This window comes from Winogradskyella sp. J14-2, from assembly GCF_001971725.1.
Lineage (GTDB): Bacteria > Bacteroidota > Bacteroidia > Flavobacteriales > Flavobacteriaceae > Winogradskyella.
Map to the genome: position 1 here is coordinate 1,843,691 of NZ_CP019388.1, position 17,816 is coordinate 1,861,506.

18 protein-coding genes are annotated in these 17,816 nt (G+C 36.0%); 14 read left to right on the plus strand and 4 right to left on the minus strand.

Translation table 11 applies throughout. The features are described 5' to 3' along the window. Position 1: 1 nt before the first annotated feature. From BWZ20_RS08430 to BWZ20_RS08440, 3 genes are read right to left on the minus strand one after another with little or no spacing between them, the layout of a single operon-like run. Entirely contained in the window at positions 2 to 706 is a 705-nt protein-coding gene (locus tag BWZ20_RS08430; RefSeq protein ID WP_076618992.1) for a DNA adenine methylase, read from the minus strand. Beyond that, a complete protein-coding gene (brnQ, locus tag BWZ20_RS08435) occupies positions 703 to 2,007 on the minus strand; it encodes a branched-chain amino acid transport system II carrier protein (RefSeq protein ID WP_076618995.1) in 1,305 nt (434 codons plus the stop codon). The genes BWZ20_RS08430 and brnQ overlap by 4 nt, the downstream gene beginning before the upstream one ends. Beyond that, positions 2,007 to 3,557, minus strand: a complete 1,551-nt coding sequence (locus tag BWZ20_RS08440) for a serine hydrolase (RefSeq protein ID WP_076621307.1) — start codon at positions 3,555 to 3,557, stop codon at positions 2,007 to 2,009. Before BWZ20_RS08440 ends, brnQ begins: the two co-directional genes overlap by 1 nt. A 16-nt stretch (positions 3,558 to 3,573) precedes the next feature. On the opposite strand from BWZ20_RS08440, the gene BWZ20_RS08445 reads away from it, so the two are divergent. From BWZ20_RS08445 to BWZ20_RS08455, 3 genes are all read left to right on the plus strand, one after another. Further along, a complete protein-coding gene (locus BWZ20_RS08445) occupies positions 3,574 to 4,425 on the plus strand; it encodes an alpha/beta hydrolase (RefSeq protein ID WP_317041666.1) in 852 nt (283 codons plus the stop codon). 78 nt (positions 4,426 to 4,503) lie between these two features. Then, positions 4,504 to 4,746: a hypothetical protein gene (locus BWZ20_RS08450; RefSeq protein ID WP_076618998.1), complete on the plus strand. Its 243-nt coding sequence runs from the start codon at positions 4,504 to 4,506 to the stop codon at positions 4,744 to 4,746. Positions 4,747 to 4,831: 85 nt separating this feature from the next. After that, positions 4,832 to 5,062 (plus strand): DUF1660 family phage protein, encoded by a 231-nt coding sequence (locus BWZ20_RS08455; protein WP_076619001.1) that lies wholly within the window; start codon positions 4,832 to 4,834, stop codon positions 5,060 to 5,062. Here the strand turns inward: BWZ20_RS08455 and thiL are convergent. Next, positions 5,056 to 6,105 (minus strand): thiamine-phosphate kinase, encoded by a 1,050-nt coding sequence (gene thiL / locus BWZ20_RS08460; RefSeq protein WP_076619003.1) that lies wholly within the window; start codon positions 6,103 to 6,105, stop codon positions 5,056 to 5,058. The genes BWZ20_RS08455 and thiL overlap by 7 nt on opposite strands. Positions 6,106 to 6,213: 108 nt before the next feature. On the opposite strand from thiL, the gene BWZ20_RS08465 reads away from it, so the two are divergent. The 11 genes from BWZ20_RS08465 (at position 6,214) to BWZ20_RS08525 (ending at position 17,776) form a co-directional block, all read left to right on the plus strand. Continuing rightward, positions 6,214 to 7,668, plus strand: a complete 1,455-nt coding sequence (locus BWZ20_RS08465) for a choice-of-anchor B family protein (RefSeq protein WP_076619005.1) — start codon at positions 6,214 to 6,216, stop codon at positions 7,666 to 7,668. A 5-nt stretch (positions 7,669 to 7,673) separates the two neighbouring features. Further along, positions 7,674 to 8,999 (plus strand): hypothetical protein, encoded by a 1,326-nt coding sequence (locus BWZ20_RS08470; RefSeq protein WP_076619007.1) that lies wholly within the window; start codon positions 7,674 to 7,676, stop codon positions 8,997 to 8,999. Positions 9,000 to 9,009: 10 nt separating this feature from the next. After that, a complete protein-coding gene (locus BWZ20_RS08475; RefSeq protein ID WP_076619009.1) occupies positions 9,010 to 9,777 on the plus strand; it encodes an MbnP family protein in 768 nt (255 codons plus the stop codon). A 2-nt stretch (positions 9,778 to 9,779) separates the two neighbouring features. Further along, entirely contained in the window at positions 9,780 to 10,832 is a 1,053-nt protein-coding gene (locus tag BWZ20_RS08480; protein WP_076619011.1) for a cytochrome-c peroxidase, read from the plus strand. A 107-nt stretch (positions 10,833 to 10,939) separates the two neighbouring features. Beyond that, positions 10,940 to 11,176, plus strand: a complete 237-nt coding sequence (locus BWZ20_RS08485) for a hypothetical protein (RefSeq protein WP_076619013.1) — start codon at positions 10,940 to 10,942, stop codon at positions 11,174 to 11,176. 111 nt (positions 11,177 to 11,287) lie between these two features. Then, positions 11,288 to 11,617, plus strand: a complete 330-nt coding sequence (locus tag BWZ20_RS08490) for a HesB/IscA family protein (RefSeq protein WP_076619015.1) — start codon at positions 11,288 to 11,290, stop codon at positions 11,615 to 11,617. A gap of 10 nt (positions 11,618 to 11,627) precedes the next feature. Next, on the plus strand, positions 11,628 to 13,076 hold the full coding sequence (gene sufB / locus BWZ20_RS08495; RefSeq protein ID WP_076619017.1) for a Fe-S cluster assembly protein SufB: 1,449 nt from the start codon (positions 11,628 to 11,630) through the stop codon (positions 13,074 to 13,076). Positions 13,077 to 13,086: 10 nt separating this feature from the next. Beyond that, positions 13,087 to 13,494: a hypothetical protein gene (locus BWZ20_RS08500; RefSeq protein WP_076619019.1), complete on the plus strand. Its 408-nt coding sequence runs from the start codon at positions 13,087 to 13,089 to the stop codon at positions 13,492 to 13,494. A gap of 4 nt (positions 13,495 to 13,498) precedes the next feature. Next, positions 13,499 to 14,251 (plus strand): Fe-S cluster assembly ATPase SufC, encoded by a 753-nt coding sequence (sufC, locus tag BWZ20_RS08505; protein WP_076619021.1) that lies wholly within the window; start codon positions 13,499 to 13,501, stop codon positions 14,249 to 14,251. Between the two features lie 151 nt (positions 14,252 to 14,402). Then, positions 14,403 to 15,716 carry a Fe-S cluster assembly protein SufD gene (gene sufD, locus BWZ20_RS08510; protein WP_076619022.1) on the plus strand — a complete coding sequence of 438 codons (1,314 nt, stop codon included), beginning with the start codon at positions 14,403 to 14,405 and terminating at the stop codon, positions 15,714 to 15,716. Between the two features lie 830 nt (positions 15,717 to 16,546). Then, positions 16,547 to 17,776, plus strand: coding sequence for an aminotransferase class V-fold PLP-dependent enzyme (locus BWZ20_RS08525; protein WP_076619024.1), 1,230 nt, complete (start codon positions 16,547 to 16,549; stop codon positions 17,774 to 17,776). The last annotated feature ends 40 nt before the right edge of the window (positions 17,777 to 17,816 follow it).

A 17,816-nucleotide genomic window follows, 5' to 3' on the forward strand; every position in this document is an offset into this window, starting at 1 on the left:
GTTAACCTTCAAAAACAAACAAGCGTTCCACACTTTTTTTAGCTGGTAAGTTATCGGCATGCCATGAGAAACTTGTTTTTGCTGGTTTTTCCCAAATACAGTTGAAATCTTCTGGTGCACTGTATTCGCTCACAAACAATTGATGACCTGCTTTGCTTTGCTGTCTGCACCAATCCCAAAATTTGTCATGGTCAAAACTATCTCTATATTTGGTGGTGGACGCATAAGGTGGATCGCAATAGACGATACTATTTTCAGGAATCTCTAATTCGGTATACGATTTACAGGATAAAATAACACCTTCGAGATTTGGCACTTGTTTGGTAATATTTCGGTAATGTTCTGCCCAATAATCGCGCTTGCCTTGCTTATCGCGTCTGTAACCTGCAAACCATTTTCCACCAAACGAATTAAAACCAACATAAGCCACCAAATTTTTTGGATAATCATCTTGATTGTATTTTATGGCTTTGTATTCGTCCTCACTTACCGATTTTGGTGGATCCCAATTCTCGTAAATCAAGGCTTGCCACATGGCCATTAATTCTTCATGCTGATCGTTGGCAATTCGGATACCATCAACCTTGTCTATCATATTCATACCACCTGCAAAAGGTTCAATATAAGATTGATTCGGTTGTCTGTCTTTTAGAATAATTGGTAATATATGTTTGGCAAAACGTGCCTTGCTTCCCATGTATTTCATGCGTCTTTCGGCTTTGATTTCAACATAGATACTATTCCAAAGGTTACAACAGCAGGCAACACCCAACCCAAACTATGCTTTGCCAAAGGAATGTATTCTGTTAACTTTTGTAAACTCTCCGAAGGCCTTAAAAACCCAATAACATCTGGTATGCTGAATACTAAAGTGACGATAATTACAGCTCTAAACAGAAGTGGAGTTGCTAGTCTCTCAGGTAAAACATTAAGTAAAATAAGCATAATCGTAATTGGATATACCAACAACAATACAGGAATAGCTACTACAACAATAGAGTTAAAATCGAGCTGCCCAACAATAACACCCAAAATACAACCGATGATGGCAGTGACTACAAAAACAGTTTGCGAATTATTCAACAAGCCTTTAAAATAATCTGCTGTACCAGCAATAATACCTACAGCTGTGGTAAAACAGGCCAGTGAAATGAGAATACTTAAAACCGTATTACCAAATTCGCCCAAGGATTTTATACTAATATCTCTTAGCAAACTGGCTCGTTGCATATCGTTACTCAAGGCTGTATCAACGCTAATTTCTGAACCATAATACGCACCAACAGCAATTAAACCAGCGTAAATTACTAACAGACCTAAACCTGCAATAAAGCCTGAATTTCTGATGAGTTTTCGTTTCGATTCGAAGCGGCTTACTTCCATATTATCGAAGTTAAGCGATACAATAATCACTGCACCAACAACCACGGCTCCGATAGCATCAAAAGTTTGATAGCCTTCTAAAATTCCCGAAACGATAGGTGTTTCAAATTGAGGTGTTCCTGTGGAAAATTCTGAATAAAATAATCCAATCGCTATCACTGCCAGCAACATAATGACAATAAATGGTGTTAAAAACTTTCCGATGAGATTCAATATTTTGGAACGATTGAGCACAAAAACCAAAACCAAAGTAAAATAAATGCCACTGGTTAATAATGGCGACGTACCAAAGGCAGGATGAATGGCAATCTCGTGCGTTGCAGCAGCTGTTCGAGGTGATGGAATGGCAACTGCAATGACATAAATGAGAATACAATAAATTAGACTAAAGGTTGGTGACACTTTTTTACCAAAATCGAACAATGTGCCTTGTAATCTGGCATGTGCTAATATGCCAATAATTGGAATCACTACGGCTGTAATCATAAAACCAATAGCAACCCAAAGCCAGTTTTCACCAGAGTTGTAACCCAACATTGGTGGCAACAATAAGTTTCCTGCACCAAAAAAAAGCGAAAATAAGGCGAAGCTTGTGACTAAAAGTTCTTTGCTTTGAATATTCACTATTTGGTTTTTTTGAGTTCTAAATCGTGAAAATCGAAACTAAAATCTGTGATTGGCGCAATGTACTTCATCGTTGCAGAAACCGCTTCTCCCTTTTCATTAAATGTAAATTGCACAAAGACGTCGGCATCGTAGCTTCTGTCGTTCCATTTAGCAACAAATGTTGTAGCATTGTATGGTAACAATTCGCCATATAAACGTGGTGAGCGCTCACATTTGATGCTGTATTTTTTTCCATCTTGTGCAATGGTGATATCACCAAACCAATCGTCTGTATACGTGCCTGTAATTTGCTCTGGATTTGGTGTTGTTAGCTGTGTTTTCGCTTTTTCTACCTGAGCAAAAACTTCAGTTTTAATGCTATCATTATATTTTAAATAATCAGCATTGTTCTGTCCTAAGCGTTGTAGCCATTTACGATTTTCATAACCTAAATACGAATCTTTAATGGTATTTGTGATTGTCGTAAATGCAGAACCATTCATTTGATTGGTTAACACTACAATAGCTAAGTCTAAATCTGGAATCATGGTAAACTGCGTTACCGTACCAATCAATCCTCCTGTATGATACACTTGTTTATAACCTCCTTTTACATCAGTAACAAACCAACCCAATCCATAACCTCTAAAATTAGAATTGTAACTGTCATTTGCTCTTACTTTTAATGGTGTTTGCAATTGCCAAAGCTCGTGAAATTGTGCTTCGCTCAGTAAACGTTCTCCATTTTCTGTAACAGCATCATTCATTAAAAACTTTGCCCAAGTCATCATATCATGTACATTACTCACAATACCTCCTGCTGCGTTTGCAGTTTCACTCCAATCATGCGGAATCTGAATCACCTTCCCTTCAGCTCTAGTGTGTGCATCAATAATATTAGATTTATCTGTAACACGATTATAAGAAGCTTTAGAACGCGTCATACCAACAGGTTTCATAATCTTAGTTTCAATGAAATCTTCCCAAGACAATCCACTAATGCGTTTTAAAACTTCACCAGCAATGATGAACATATTATTGTTATAGGCAAACTTACTTCTGAATGAGGTTTCAGGCTCTAAATACTTCACGTTATCAATGATATCCTGAACCGTAAAGTCATTCCCTTCAGGAAAAAACATAAGATCACCAGCTCCTAATCCCATACCACTTCTGTGTGTTACCAAATCTCTCACCGTAAAATTCTCGGTCACCCAAGGATCGTGCAATTGAAACTCTGGAATATACTTACGCACAGGATCATCCCAATCTAATTTTCCATCATCGACGAGCATTGCCAATGCAAAACACGTAAAGCCTTTACTGTTGGAAGCTACACCTACTAAGGTTTCAGAATTCATGTCTTTTTTAGACGTTAAAGATCGTACTCCGTGTCCTTTTGCATAGACTTCTTTTCCATCTTTAAATACACCAACCGAAATGCCTGGCACATCGAAAGTGGTGAGCGTTTCTTTTACAAGTTTATCAATTTCGGCTTCATTTAATTGAGCAAAAAGGCTTGTGCTACTCACTAAAAGAAGGGCAATAAAAAGTCGTTTTAAAAGCATGGTATTTTGTTTTAACATGAAGACTTCAAATATAATAAATGTTACCAATGAAAAGTTTACGGATCGCATTTCAACATTTATCTTTGCATTTATGACCATAGATTACAAAAACATAAAGATTCATTATACAGTTTCAGGAGAAGGTGAAACTGTGGTACTGTTGCACGGATTTTTAGAAACCTTTGAAATGTGGAAGGAATTGGCACCAGAAATTTCAAGAACTCATCAAGTCATTTGTATCGATTTATTAGGCCATGGACAAACAGCATCTTTAGGCTATGTACATACAATGGAAGACATGGCTGATGCAGTATATGCCGTGTTGCAACACCTAAACATTAAAAAAGCAAAGTTTATTGGCCATTCTATGGGTGGCTATGTGGCTTTAGCATTGGCAGAACAACAACCTCAACTTTTCGAGGGACTTTGTTTGATGAATTCGACATTTGAAGCTGACAGTGAAGAACGCAAAGTCTTAAGGACGCGTGCCAACGATAAGGCAAAAACTAATTTTGAGAATTTAGTACGCATGTCTTTTGCAAATCTTTTTGCGCCAGAAAGCAGAATAAGCTTTAAAGCAGAATATGAATGGGCTTTAAACATTGCGCTTAAGACATCGCTTCAAGGTTACATGGCTGCTAACGAAGGTATGAAGCTTAGACCGAACCGATTTGAAGTTTTTAATACCCTTAATGCTGATAAATTCATAATCATTGGTAAGAAAGACAGCTTAATCAACAGAGAACAGCTTGTTTCTAAAATTGAAAACACAGCTATAAATTTTGCTGAATTATCGGAAGGACATATGAGTCATATCGAGAATAAATCAGAATTACCTTACTTATTATTACGTTTTATCGAAAAATAAAACTTTTTGACGTTTTTTTAAACTTATTTATATTAAGTTTAACCAACTAATAAAGTTTACCTTAAATCTTAACCTACTATGTCAGCAACCAAACTCTATTGTGATTTCTTTGGTCATAATTACAAGATGACGAGAAAAGTAACCAACCATGTTAAGGAATACACATGCTCGTGTTGCAAAAAACAGTTAACTACAGACAGCAACGGAAAGCTTACCGAATTAACACCAAAATATCAGGAAATAAATTCGGCATTAGAACGCATTTACAATAGCCGAATGATGCGTTTAAAGCGAAAAACGCTCAATTCATCGATTTGTTGATTGTTAATAACTTGTGAATAACTGTTTTTCTTATATTTAAATCGCACAATGAAACCCACTGAACTAAGAAAAAAGTTTTTTATAAATGAAAAATGTGTATTGCTCACTATTTGGACATGATTATAAAGTCTCTAAAGTAGTAACGTACCATGTTAAAGAGTATAAGTGTAAGCGCTGTAATTCTGAAATGACTATCGATGGCAACGGAAAGTTCATTCCGTTAACACCTAAATATAAAGAAATCAATTCTGTTTTAAATCGTGTACACAACAAACGCCTAGAAAAGAGTCAAAAGCTTCTTATGGCTGATTATTGATTATTAAGTGCATTCCAGCCTTTTGCTATAATAGGAATTTTTTGTTCTGCTCTCGTCACTAGATGCATTCCTCTTTCCTCCTCCGTCATATATCCAATTACTGTTAGATTAGGATTTCCTTTTATCTTAGGATAATCTTCTTGTGAAATTGTCATCAATAACTCGTAATCTTCACCTCCATTTAATGCTACAGTTGTGCTGTCTATATTAAACTCTTCGCAAGTTGAGATGACCTGCGGATCTAAAGGAATTTTATTTTCATAGATATCTACACCTACTTTACTCTGCTTACACAAATGGATAACTTCAGACGATAATCCATCACTAATATCAATCATACTTGTTGGAGTCACTTCTAATTTTTGAAGTAACTCAACGATATCCTTTCGAGCTTCAGGTTTTAATTGCCTCTCCACAATGTAAGTGTACATGGATAAATCGGGTTGGTTATTTGGGTTGACTTTAAAAACTTCCTTTTCGCGCTCTAAAACTTGCAAACCCATGTAAGCACCACCCAAGTCTCCCGTGACCACCAACAAGTCATTTGGCTTGGCACCAGAACGCAGCACCACATCTTCTTTATCGACTTCACCAATAGCTGTAACAGAAATGATTAAACCTGAAGTTGACGAGGTTGTATCACCACCTACCACATCTATATCATATAATTTAGCCGCTGTTGTAATACCTGCATACACTTCTTCTAAAGCTTCTAATGGAAAACGATTAGACACAGCTATGGATACTGTAATTTGTGTTGCTTTGGCATTCATAGCATAAATATCCGAAAGGTTAACCATTACTGCTTTGTAACCCAAGTGTTTTAAAGGCACATAACTCAAATCAAAATGTATTCCTTCTACTAATAAGTCTGTAGATACAACGGTTTGTTTTTTACCATGATTTAAAACCGCTGCATCGTCACCGATGCCTCTTACGGTAGATTTGTGAGTAATCTTAAAATGTTTGGTAAGTTGGTCTATCAATTTAAACTCACCCAACTCGCTTAAAGGTGTTCGCTTAGGATTCTTATCTTCTATCATAATGCAAAAATATTGTGCTTTTTTAAATAAAAGAGGATATACCGACGTTAATTATTTAGTAATTTTAACAATATTCAAAATTTACTGTAAATTGCTAAAAAAAAGTCTATGAAATTTGTTGCCCTAAGAAAACGTCTATTCACGTTACTTGCGCTTGTTTTTCTGTCTCTTATCATTTCAGCGTGTTCTAATGATGATGATGGAAATGGAAATACCGACACAGATAACGATACCATTTTAGATAGCAACGACAACTGTCCGTCTATAGCAAATGAAGATCAACTAGATACTGACAATGATGGTTTAGGAGATGCTTGCGATGACGACGATGACAACGATGGTATTTTAGACATCAACGATAATTGTCCACTAACACCAAATGCCCTTCAGCAAGATGCAGATAACGATGGCATTGGTGATGCTTGTGACACCAACACTATTCTACCTCAATTTCCTTGCGAAAATGGATTTGCAAATGGTCATCCATGTAGTGGCTTCGATCTTATGAGTCAGATTACAATAGATGTTTTGGGAGGAGATGGTGCAGAAGGCAACGATTCTTGGGGTTGGACAGATCCTCAAACTGGAAACGAATATGCTCTGGTTGGAACCTCAACCAATGCTGCTTTTGTTGATATTACTAACCCATCAAACCCTGTTTTTTTAGGAACTTTACCAACAGCTACAACCAATAGTCCTTGGCGAGATATTAAGGTGTACAATAATCACGCATTTATAGTAAGCGAAGCACCTGGTCATGGAATGCAAGTTTTTGATTTAACACGTTTGCGAAATGTTGCCAATCCACCAGAAACTTTTACTGCCGATGCTAATTACAATGAATTTGGCAGTGCTCATAATATCGTAATCAATGAAGACAGTGGTTTTGCCTACGCAGTGGGCTCTGATACCTTTAATGGTGGACCACATTTTGTAAATATTTCAAACCCAACCTCACCAATGGCTGCTGGAGGTTATGCTGACGATGCTTACTCGCATGATGCCCAGGTTGTAACTTACAACGGACCAGACACAGATTATACAGGTAGAGAAATTTTAATTGGCAGTAATGAGAATGAAGTCGTTATTGTAGATGTTACTGATAAGGCTAACCCTATTCAAATCTCAACGATAGATTATGGCAATATAGGCTACACACACCAAGGTTGGTTTACTGAAGATATGACCTACTTTTTGCTTGGTGACGAAGTTGATGAAATAACTTTTGGCATTAATTCTAGAACAATTGTTTTTGATTTTAGTGACTTAGACAATCCTGTGTTTCATATGGAGTATTTTGGACCTTCAGCTGCAATAGACCACAACGGCTATGTCGTAGGTAACACCTTTTATGTTGCTAACTATACAGCAGGTCTCAGAGCAATTGATATTTCTAGTTTAGGCACAGGTGTAATGATTGAAACCTCTTTTATTGATACGTATATTCCAGACGATAATACATCATTTAATGGAGCATGGAATATCTATCCGTTTTTTGAAAGCGGAAACATTATAGTAAGCGACATTAATGGAGGTTTATTTATTGTTAGACCATCAAACTAGCCCTCATGTATCATAAAGTTATTAGATATTGTTTTTTGGTATTGCTTCTTTTAAACTGTAGTAGCGATGATAATTCATCTACAAATAACGATGGTCAGTTAACGTTTGTCAAAACATTTGGAGGCTCAAAAAACGATAGTGCACAATCAATTACTGCAACTTCTGATGGAGGGTATGCTATTTTAGGATATACCCAAAGTAATGATAACGACATTACCGATAAGCAAGACGAAAGTTTTGATTACTGGGTTTTAAAATTTAATGCTAACGATCAGTTAGAGTGGCAAAAAACCTATGGAGGAACAGCAGACGACAGAGGCAGTGATATAATTCAAACTTCTGATGGTGGGTATGCTATTTTAGGATATAGCTTTAGTGCCGATGGAGATACAACTGAAAATGCTGGATTACAAGATTATTGGATCGTTAAATTAGATGCTACCGGAAATATCTCTTGGGAAAAATCGTTTGGTTACCAAGGTGCAGATTCTGGTATTTCGATGGTTGAAACCAATGACCAAGGCTTTTTGGTTATAGGTGTTTTAGATGTTACAGCTTCTGGTGGAGAAGGAAATTCGTCTCGTACAGCTAATAGGCATGCAGGAGGAGACTACTGGGCCTTAAAACTCAATAATTCTGGAAACTTAGAGTGGAGCCGTTACTTTGGTGGCAATTTCACAGATTCACCTTATGGAGTCGTTCAAACTGATGATTTCGGTTTTATTATCGCAGGAAGTTCGGATAGTGAAGACACAAATATTTCTGGTAATATTGGCACTTATGATTTTTGGATAATCAAGGTTTCTGCATCTGGAGATTTAATTTGGGAGAAGTCTTTTGGTGGCTCTCAAATAGATGAGGCCAGAGCCATCTCAAAAACTGATGATGGCAATTACATTATTGCTGGTGACACGCGCAGTAATGACAATGATATCTCTCAAAATAAAGGTGCTGCGGACTTATGGCTCATAAAAATTTCACCAACTGGTAATCTCATTTGGGAACAAAGTCTAGGTGGTACTAATTTTGATGTTGCTAGAGCTATAAAAAAATCGCAAAATAACAGCTTTTTACTCTCAGGAAGTTCACGAAGCAATGACATAGATGTATCCGAAAATAAAGGCCAAAACGATGCTTGGATTTTAAAAACAGACACTACTGGAAATCTAATATGGCAAACTACGGTCGGTGGTTCTAATATTGATTTTTCTTACGATGTTGCCGAATTATCGGACGGCGCAGTTATTGCTGTTGGTGATACAGCAAGTTCTGACGGAGATATCTTGCAAAATAAAGGGTTTAAAGATTTATTAATAATTAAAATAAATTAAAATCATAAAAATGAAAAATCTATTTTGGCACTTACTCTTAACCGTATTGATATTTTCTTGCAATGATGATAATGATGGCAACGGATTAAGAAATATTACTGTAGATTTTAAATTTACCCATACATGGGACGGTGCTGTAATAAATGATAGCAATTTTACAACTTCAGTTGTAACAAACGCTAATGGTGAAACTATGACAATAGCAAGGCTCAGGTATCTTATTTCTAGAATAGAGTTATTTAATACCCAAGGAGATAGTTTTACTTTTGATGGTTACAAGTTTACCGACTTATCAGATACAACAACCTATGATTTTTCAACCAACAATGCCATAATACCATCTGGCACTTATACCCTAAGATTTATTTGGGGCTTTAATGAAGAAGATAATCTAGATGGTGCGTATCCAGATTTAAACAGTGCCTCTTGGAATTGGCCAGAAATGCTGGGTGGTGGATACCACTTTCTTCAGTTAGACGGAATGTATAACGTAGATTCATCCCCAAGCCCTTATAATTTTCATAATGGTACAGCTCGACTAAGCACAAATCCAAATGTATTTGAACAAAATTTTGCAACTATAGAATTTCCAGAGGAGATTGTACTTTCGGAAAATGCAACTATAGAAATAGTTATGGATATTGCAGAGTTTTTTAAAAACCCTAATACTTGGAATCTAAATGTTTTAGACACACCCCTAATGCCCAACTACAATGCCCAGAAAATGATGCAAGAAAACGTACGCACAGTTTTTAGTCTAGGTACTGTTTCTCAATAAAAATGAAAAAAAGGATATTTATAATATTACTTTTACTTTTTGCTAATTGCACAAGTGATGAACAAGGCTATCAGCCAACAGAATTACCCATTGAAATTCCTGAAGTATTTTCTACCTACTTAATTCCGCCAGTAATTCCAGCAGATAACCCTCAAACTGTTGAAGGAGTTGCACTTGGCCGAAAACTGTTTTTCGATAAAATTTTATCCGCAGATGGCACACAATCTTGCGCCTCTTGTCACTCCCCTCAAAATGCATTTGCCGAAAATTTACCAACAAGTATAGGTGTAGACGGTATTTCTGGAACTAGAAACGCTATGCCGTTATTTAATTTAGCATGGAATTATGGAGATCGTTTTAATTGGGATGGATCTGCATTGAGTTTAGAGCGCCAAGCAGAAGAACCGGTAGAAAACCCAATAGAGCTGCATAGTGATTGGAACAATGTTGTTAACCGATTACAAAATCACCCTGAATATCCTGAGCTATTTCAATTAGCATTTAACACCTCAACAATTACAAAAGAACTAACCACCAAAGCCCTCGCGCAATTTGAGCGGACGCTAATTTCAGCAAACTCTAAATTTGACAGATACACACTCGGCCAAGCATCACTTACACCACAAGAACTTAATGGGCTTGATATTTTCCTTAGAGAAGATAAAGGAGATTGCTTTCATTGCCATGGCAATCCTAATAATCCGCTCTGGACCAACAATGATTTTCACAATAACGGACTTGATGCAACCTTTACAGATTTAGGATTAGGAGCGGTAACCGGAGACCCTAATGATAATGGAAAATTCCGCTCTCCGTCTTTAAGAAATCTGGCCTACACTGCCCCTTACATGCACGATGGGAGATTTGCTACATTAGACGAGGTCATTGACCACTACAGTGAGGGACTTCAAAATTCGCCAACCATTGATCCGCTGATGAAACAAATTGCTCAAGGAGGTGTTCAATTAACTGCACAAGAAAAAGCAGATTTAAAAGCATTCTTACTAACACTATCCGATCCTTCATTTTTAAACAACCTAGATTTTCAAAACTAAAATTGTAAGTATATTCTTGTTATAGCGTGTATTTCATCGAAAAATAGAGACTTTAATCATTACGTTTTCTTGATTTTGCTTAAATTTTCAGTCCCAAATCCCATAAGATGAAACCTACTAAAAGCAAAGCCCTGCCTTGCGCTGTGTTTGGTCATAATTATGTTAAATCTAAAACAAATTCTGATCAAACAGCAGAACTCACTTGTTCTCATTGCAACACTATTGTAAAAACAGATACTAGTGGTAATTTTGAAGAAGTAAGCCTATCGAACAAGCACATACAGACAACACTTAGACAATTATTTCATCTTAAAGTGCAAACGGCTAAGCCTAAATTTTCCTAATTAATAGAAAAACTCAATAAAATCATATGCTAATATAATGTTAGCAAATATGGTTAAACCTTAGTTATATCGTATATTTGCATTTAATCTAGAATTAATCTGCTTTAATATATGATTAAAGTTTCTGAACAAGCTAAGAAAAAAGTCGTCGAACTTATGAGTGACGATGGCTATAATCCTAATACCGACTACATTAGAGTTGGCGTTAAAAGTGGTGGTTGCTCTGGTTTATCTTACGATTTAAAATTTGATAGAGAGCAGATTGAAGGTGATAAAGTCTTTGAAGATAATGGTGTAAAAATCATTGTTGACAAAAAGAGTTTTCTATACCTTATAGGCACTACTCTAGAATATTCCGGAGGTTTAAACGGAACTGGTTTTGTGTTTAATAATCCAAACGCCAATAGAACATGTGGTTGTGGCGAATCATTTTCACTATAAGAAAAAAGTAATGAGTAAGTATACTGAAGACGATTTAAGAGAAGAACTAAAGACCAAAGAATACGAATATGGTTTTTATACAGACATTGAATCTGAAACGTTTCCTAATGGACTAAACGAAGATATAGTAAGAGCAATATCAAAGAAAAAAGAAGAGCCGCAATGGATGACAGAGTGGCGACTTGAAGCTTTTAAAGTTTGGAAAGAAATGAAAGAGCCAGATTGGGCTAATGTAAATTACGAAAAACCAGACTTTCAAGCAATTTCTTATTATTCTGCACCCAATAGCAAACCCAAATACAACAGTTTAGATGAAGTTGACCCTGAGCTTCTGGCTACATTTAAAAAACTAGGGATTTCTTTAGACGAACAAAAAAAATTAGCTGGTGTAGCTATGGATGTTGTTGTAGATTCTGTTTCTGTAGCAACAACTTTTAAAGAAACTCTTGCTGAAAAAGGCATCATTTTTATGAGTATATCTGAAGCCATAAAAGAGCATCCAGAACTTGTAAAAAAATACATTGGTACCGTTGTACCACAAAAAGATAATTTTTATGCAGCCCTAAATTCGGCTGTATTCAGTGATGGATCATTCTGCTACATTCCAAAAGGAGTGCGTTGTCCTATGGAACTTTCTACCTACTTCCGTATTAACCAAGCAGGTACAGGTCAATTTGAAAGAACACTTGTTATCGCAGACAAAGGAAGCTACGTATCTTACCTAGAAGGATGCACCGCACCAAGCAGAGACGAAAACCAATTACATGCAGCTGTTGTTGAACTTATTGCTTTAGATGATGCAGAAATAAAATATTCAACAGTGCAAAACTGGTTTCCTGGAAACGCTGAGGGCAAAGGTGGTGTATACAACTTTGTAACCAAACGTGGTTTGTGCGAGAAAAATGCTAAAATTTCATGGACGCAGGTAGAAACTGGTTCTGCTGTAACATGGAAATACCCAAGTTGCGTTCTTAAAGGAGATAACTCTGTTGGCGAATTTTATTCCATCGCTGTTACTAACAACTATCAGCAAGCAGATACTGGAACCAAAATGATTCACTTAGGTAAAAACACCAAGTCAACCATTATCTCAAAAGGGATCTCTGCCGGAAAATCTCAAAATTCATACAGAGGACTTGTACAAATAAGCCCAAGAGCAAACAATGCACGTAATTTTTCACAATGTGATAGTTTGTTAATGGGTAACGAATGTGGTGCGCATACGTTTCCGTACATAGAAGCTAAAAACAAAACTGCTCAAATAGAACACGAAGCTACAACAAGTAAAATTGGTGAAGACCAGATTTTTTATTGTAACCAACGTGGTATTGATACAGAAAAAGCTATTGCGTTAATCGTTAATGGTTTTAGTAAAGAAGTACTTAATAAGCTTCCGATGGAATTTGCCGTTGAAGCACAAAAATTATTAGAAATTAGTTTAGAAGGTTCTGTTGGGTAAACTTTTGATTATGAAAAATATATTATTCACCTTATTAATCATAGTAAGTTTTACGAGCTGTAAAAACGATTCAAAAACTGAGGTTAACCTCGATGACAATAGAGCTAAATCTTACGACGCTAATGATGGTTATATCACTGTTAGAGGAGAGTTTGTGTACTATGCTGACGCGGCTGTACTACAAACTTCAAATGAGATTTATGGTGTAGTTATAGATGATAACATGCACCTACTCGACAACGAAGTACAGCCCTACAAAAAAGATCCAACAGACATGGTTCCGGTAACGGTAAGGGTAAAAAAGTTTGCAAAACCCGAAGGAGAAGAAGGCTGGGAATATAGAGTTAAAATCAAAGAAATATTAAAGGTTGAAAAACCAAATCCAAACAAAGAAGACGTTATAAAATTATCAAACTAAGACAATGTTAAAGATAAACAACTTACACGCAAGCGTAGAAGACAAAGCGATACTAAAAGGTATTAACCTTGAAGTTAAACCTGGTGAAGTACACGCCATTATGGGACCAAACGGTTCTGGTAAAAGCACCTTGGCGTCTGTAATAGCAGGAAAAGAAGAGTACGAAGTTGAAGAAGGTGAAATTTTGCTTGAGGGAGAAAACATTGATGAACTTGAAGCCGAAGAACGTGCGCATAAAGGTATTTTTCTTTCATTTCAATATCCCGTAGAAATCCCAGGCGTCAGTGTTACCAACTTCATGAAAACAGCAATCAATGAAACACGCAAAGCTAAAGGTCTAGATGATATGCCTGCCAATGAAATGCTGAAGATGATTCGTGAAAAATCTGAGCTTTTAGAAATAGATCGTAAGTTCTTATCACGTTCTTTAAACGAAGGCTTTTCTGGTGGCGAGAAAAAGCGTAACGAAATTTTTCAGATGGCAATGTTAGAGCCGAAATTAGCGATATTAGACGAAACAGACTCTGGGCTAGACATTGATGCACTTAGAATTGTTGCCAATGGTGTAAACAAACTAAAATCTAAAGCTAATGCCGTCATTGTTATTACGCACTACCAAAGATTGCTAGATTATATCGTTCCAGATTACGTGCACGTATTGCTTGATGGTAAAATAGTTAAATCTGGCTCTGCGGCACTTGCGCACGAGTTAGAAGCTAAAGGATACGATTGGATTAAAGAAGAAGTCGGCGTATAACGCTAGTCACAGTATTCAGTCTCAGTTTGCAGCGCATACTCGTACTGATTACTCTAGTGCCTTATTCGAAATAACTTAAAATAGTAAACAGATTTTTATCGCTTATTCTAAACAACTGAAAACTGCGACTGAAAACTGAAAACTGAAACAAATGGAATTAAAAGAAAAATTAGTGTCGTCTTTCATGGCATTTGAGAATATGGTAGATGTAGATTCTCCTATCCATGATATAAGAACTGAAGCTATAAAACATTTTGAAAATGAAGGTTTTCCTACAAAGCGTCAAGAAGCATGGAAGTACACCTCTTTAAATTCGGTTTTAAAATATGATTATAGCGTATTTCCGAAGCATGAAGATGCTTTAGAATTTAAAGATGTAAAAAAATATTTTATTCACGATATCGACTCTTACAAAATTGTTTTTATTGATGGTAAGTATTCTTCGTATTTATCGCAAACCACGCATGATGGTATTGATGTTTGCTTAATGTCTGCCGCACTTACCAAACCAAAATATAGGTTAGTTATTGAAAATTATTTTAATAAAATTCCTTCAAAAGATAGTCTATCATCATTAAATACAGCATTTTCAGCAGAAGGAGCATACATCCATATCCCTAAAAATAAACTTGTTGAAAAGCCCATACAGATTTTACATTTTTCAACAGGTAATGAAGCGGCATTAATGCTTCAACCGAGAAACTTAGTTGTAGTAGGCGAAAATTCTCACGTGCAGATTATAGAACGTCATCAGAGCTTAACAGACAATCCTGTTTTAACCAACGCTGTTACCGAAATTTTTACGAACAAACGTGCTATTGTAGACTACTACAAAATTCAAAATGACAGAGAAACAGCTTCTTTAATTGATAACACGTTTATTAACCAAAAACAAGAAAGTATAGCTAAGGTACATACCTTCTCGTTTGGTGGAAAAATTACAAGAAATAACCTCAACTTCTATCAAAACGGTGAGCGTATAGACTCTACAATGAAAGGTATTACCATCATTGGTAACAAGCAACATGTAGATCATAATACATTAGTGCATCACATAGAACCCAATTGTGAGAGTCACCAAGACTACAAAGGTATTTTTGGTGACAGTGCTACTGGTGTTTTTAATGGTAAGGTTCTAGTAGAGAAAGAAGCTCAAAAAACAGATGCTTTTCAGGCAAATAACAATATTTTATTGAGCGATAAAGCGAGTATAAATACAAAGCCACAATTAGAGATATTTGCAGATGACGTAAAATGTTCTCACGGCTGTACCATTGGGCAACTCGATGAAAGTGCTATGTTCTATTTACGCTCTCGTGGTATACCAGAGAAAGAAGCCAGAGGGTTGTTAATGTTTGCTTTTAGCAATAACGTTTTAGATTCGGTAAAAATACCCGAAATTAAAAACAGAATTACTAAGATTATAGCTAATAAATTAGGCGTAAATATAGGTTTCGACCTCTAATCTTAAATAGATCTTTTTATCTCACTGGGTTATTCACTACTGTTATTTTCTTTTCCTGTAAAGTGTAGAAGATTATCGCACTGAAAAAGTAAAGTGTGGCATCTATAATATCTGCTGTGTAACGCTCATAAATCCTAGGTAGAATGATTTCAAAGAGTACTGCGTATATTAACGCTAGATAAATAGCGTGGTATATTTTCAGATAGTAATGTTTATTGTTTTTAGTGTATCTTAACACTATCAAACTCAATGTTAAACAAATTGGAACGATAAGAAAATCATTTACGTAATTGTTGATAATATAAGGCAGAACAATGTTTTGTTTTTGAGCGATATATATAACTGATCCTATTACCAAGGAGATAAAAAAATAATATCTAAGTATCGTATTCATAATCAACCTGCCGCTATCGCAAATACCAACCATGCTATGAAGGCTCCGATAGCACCAACAACCATAAAACTAGAATAGAGAATCCAACCCACGGCACGGTAGATGAAAAAAGGGTGTCGACGCAGATTCTCAATAAAACCGGGCGGTTCATTTTTCACTTTCTCTATTCGCTTTTTTTGTGCTTCTTTTAGACGTTCTTCCCGCCTTTTTTTATGAGACAATATAGCACCACAATCTTTACATAAATCTCTATTCTTGTTGTAGACTCCACAATTAAAGTTTTATAATTTTCGTCATTTGTAAATTTAATTCTTCTATTAGCGCAAACTCGTATCTATCATGTTTATGCTATAAAAATAGAAAACAATACTTTTTTCTTGTCTTAAAGCATTGTTATAAGTTTTAGTTTGAAGGCTCTGCTTCGTATCTTTGTAATATGAAAGTAGAGACACCTTTTAATGCTGAAGTCATCAGAAAAGACTTCCCCATCCTTAACCGAAAGGTTAATGGAAAACCTTTAATATACCTAGACAATGCAGCAACATCACAAACACCTCAACAGGTCATTGATGTTATTGTAGATTACTATAGTAACTACAACGCCAATATTCACAGAGGTGTGCATGCGTTAAGTCAAGAAGCTACAGATGCTTATGAAAAAGCACGTATAAAAATCCAAAAACACTTTAATGCTGCTAAGGCGTATGAGATTATTTTTACATCTGGTACCACTCATGGTATCAATTTGGTTGCAAATGGGTTCTCTTCAATTTTAAAGAAGGGAGATGAAATTATAGTTTCTGCTTTAGAGCATCATAGCAACATTGTACCTTGGCAAATGCTCTGTGAAAGAACAGGAGCTCAACTCAAGGTAATACCAATGAATAACAATGGAGAATTGGTACTTTCTGAGTTCTACAAGCTGCTTAACCAAAACACAAAACTTGTTTTTGTCAACCATATTTCTAATGCCCTAGGAACTATAAATCCAATAGAAACTATTATTGAAAAAGCGCATCAAGTTGGTGCTGCAGTATTAGTAGATGGTGCACAGTCGTGCCCGCATATAAAACCAGATTTACAGGCTCTAGATGTAGATTTTTATGTTTGTTCTGCACACAAGATTTGTGGCCCAACTGGTATTGGTATGCTTTACGGAAAAGAAAGATGGCTAAAAAAACTACCTCCTTATCAAGGTGGAGGAGAAATGATAGCAGAAGTTACCTTTGAGAAAACTACATACGCTGACTTACCACATAAATTTGAAGCTGGCACACCCAACGTTTGCGGTGGTATTGCCTTTGGTGCTGCCATAGATTACATGAATACCATTGGTTTTGATGCCATTGCTCAGTACGAAAACGAACTTTTGGTTTACGCAACAGAACAACTTTTAAAGATTGAAGGCTTAACCATATACGGAACCGCAACACACAAAACCTCTGTTATATCATTTAATGTAGGTAATATTCACCCTTACGATATCGGTACCATATTAGATAAAATGGGAATTGCCGTACGTACAGGTCACCACTGCGCCCAACCCATAATGGATTTTTATAGCATTCCTGGTACTATTAGAGCATCTTTTATGTTTTATAATACCAAAGAAGAAATAGATGCGTTCATCTCAGCACTTAAAAAAGCAGTAATTATGCTGTCTTAACCCAAAGCACAAATAATAGCACTAAAATTTTTTTAATGCG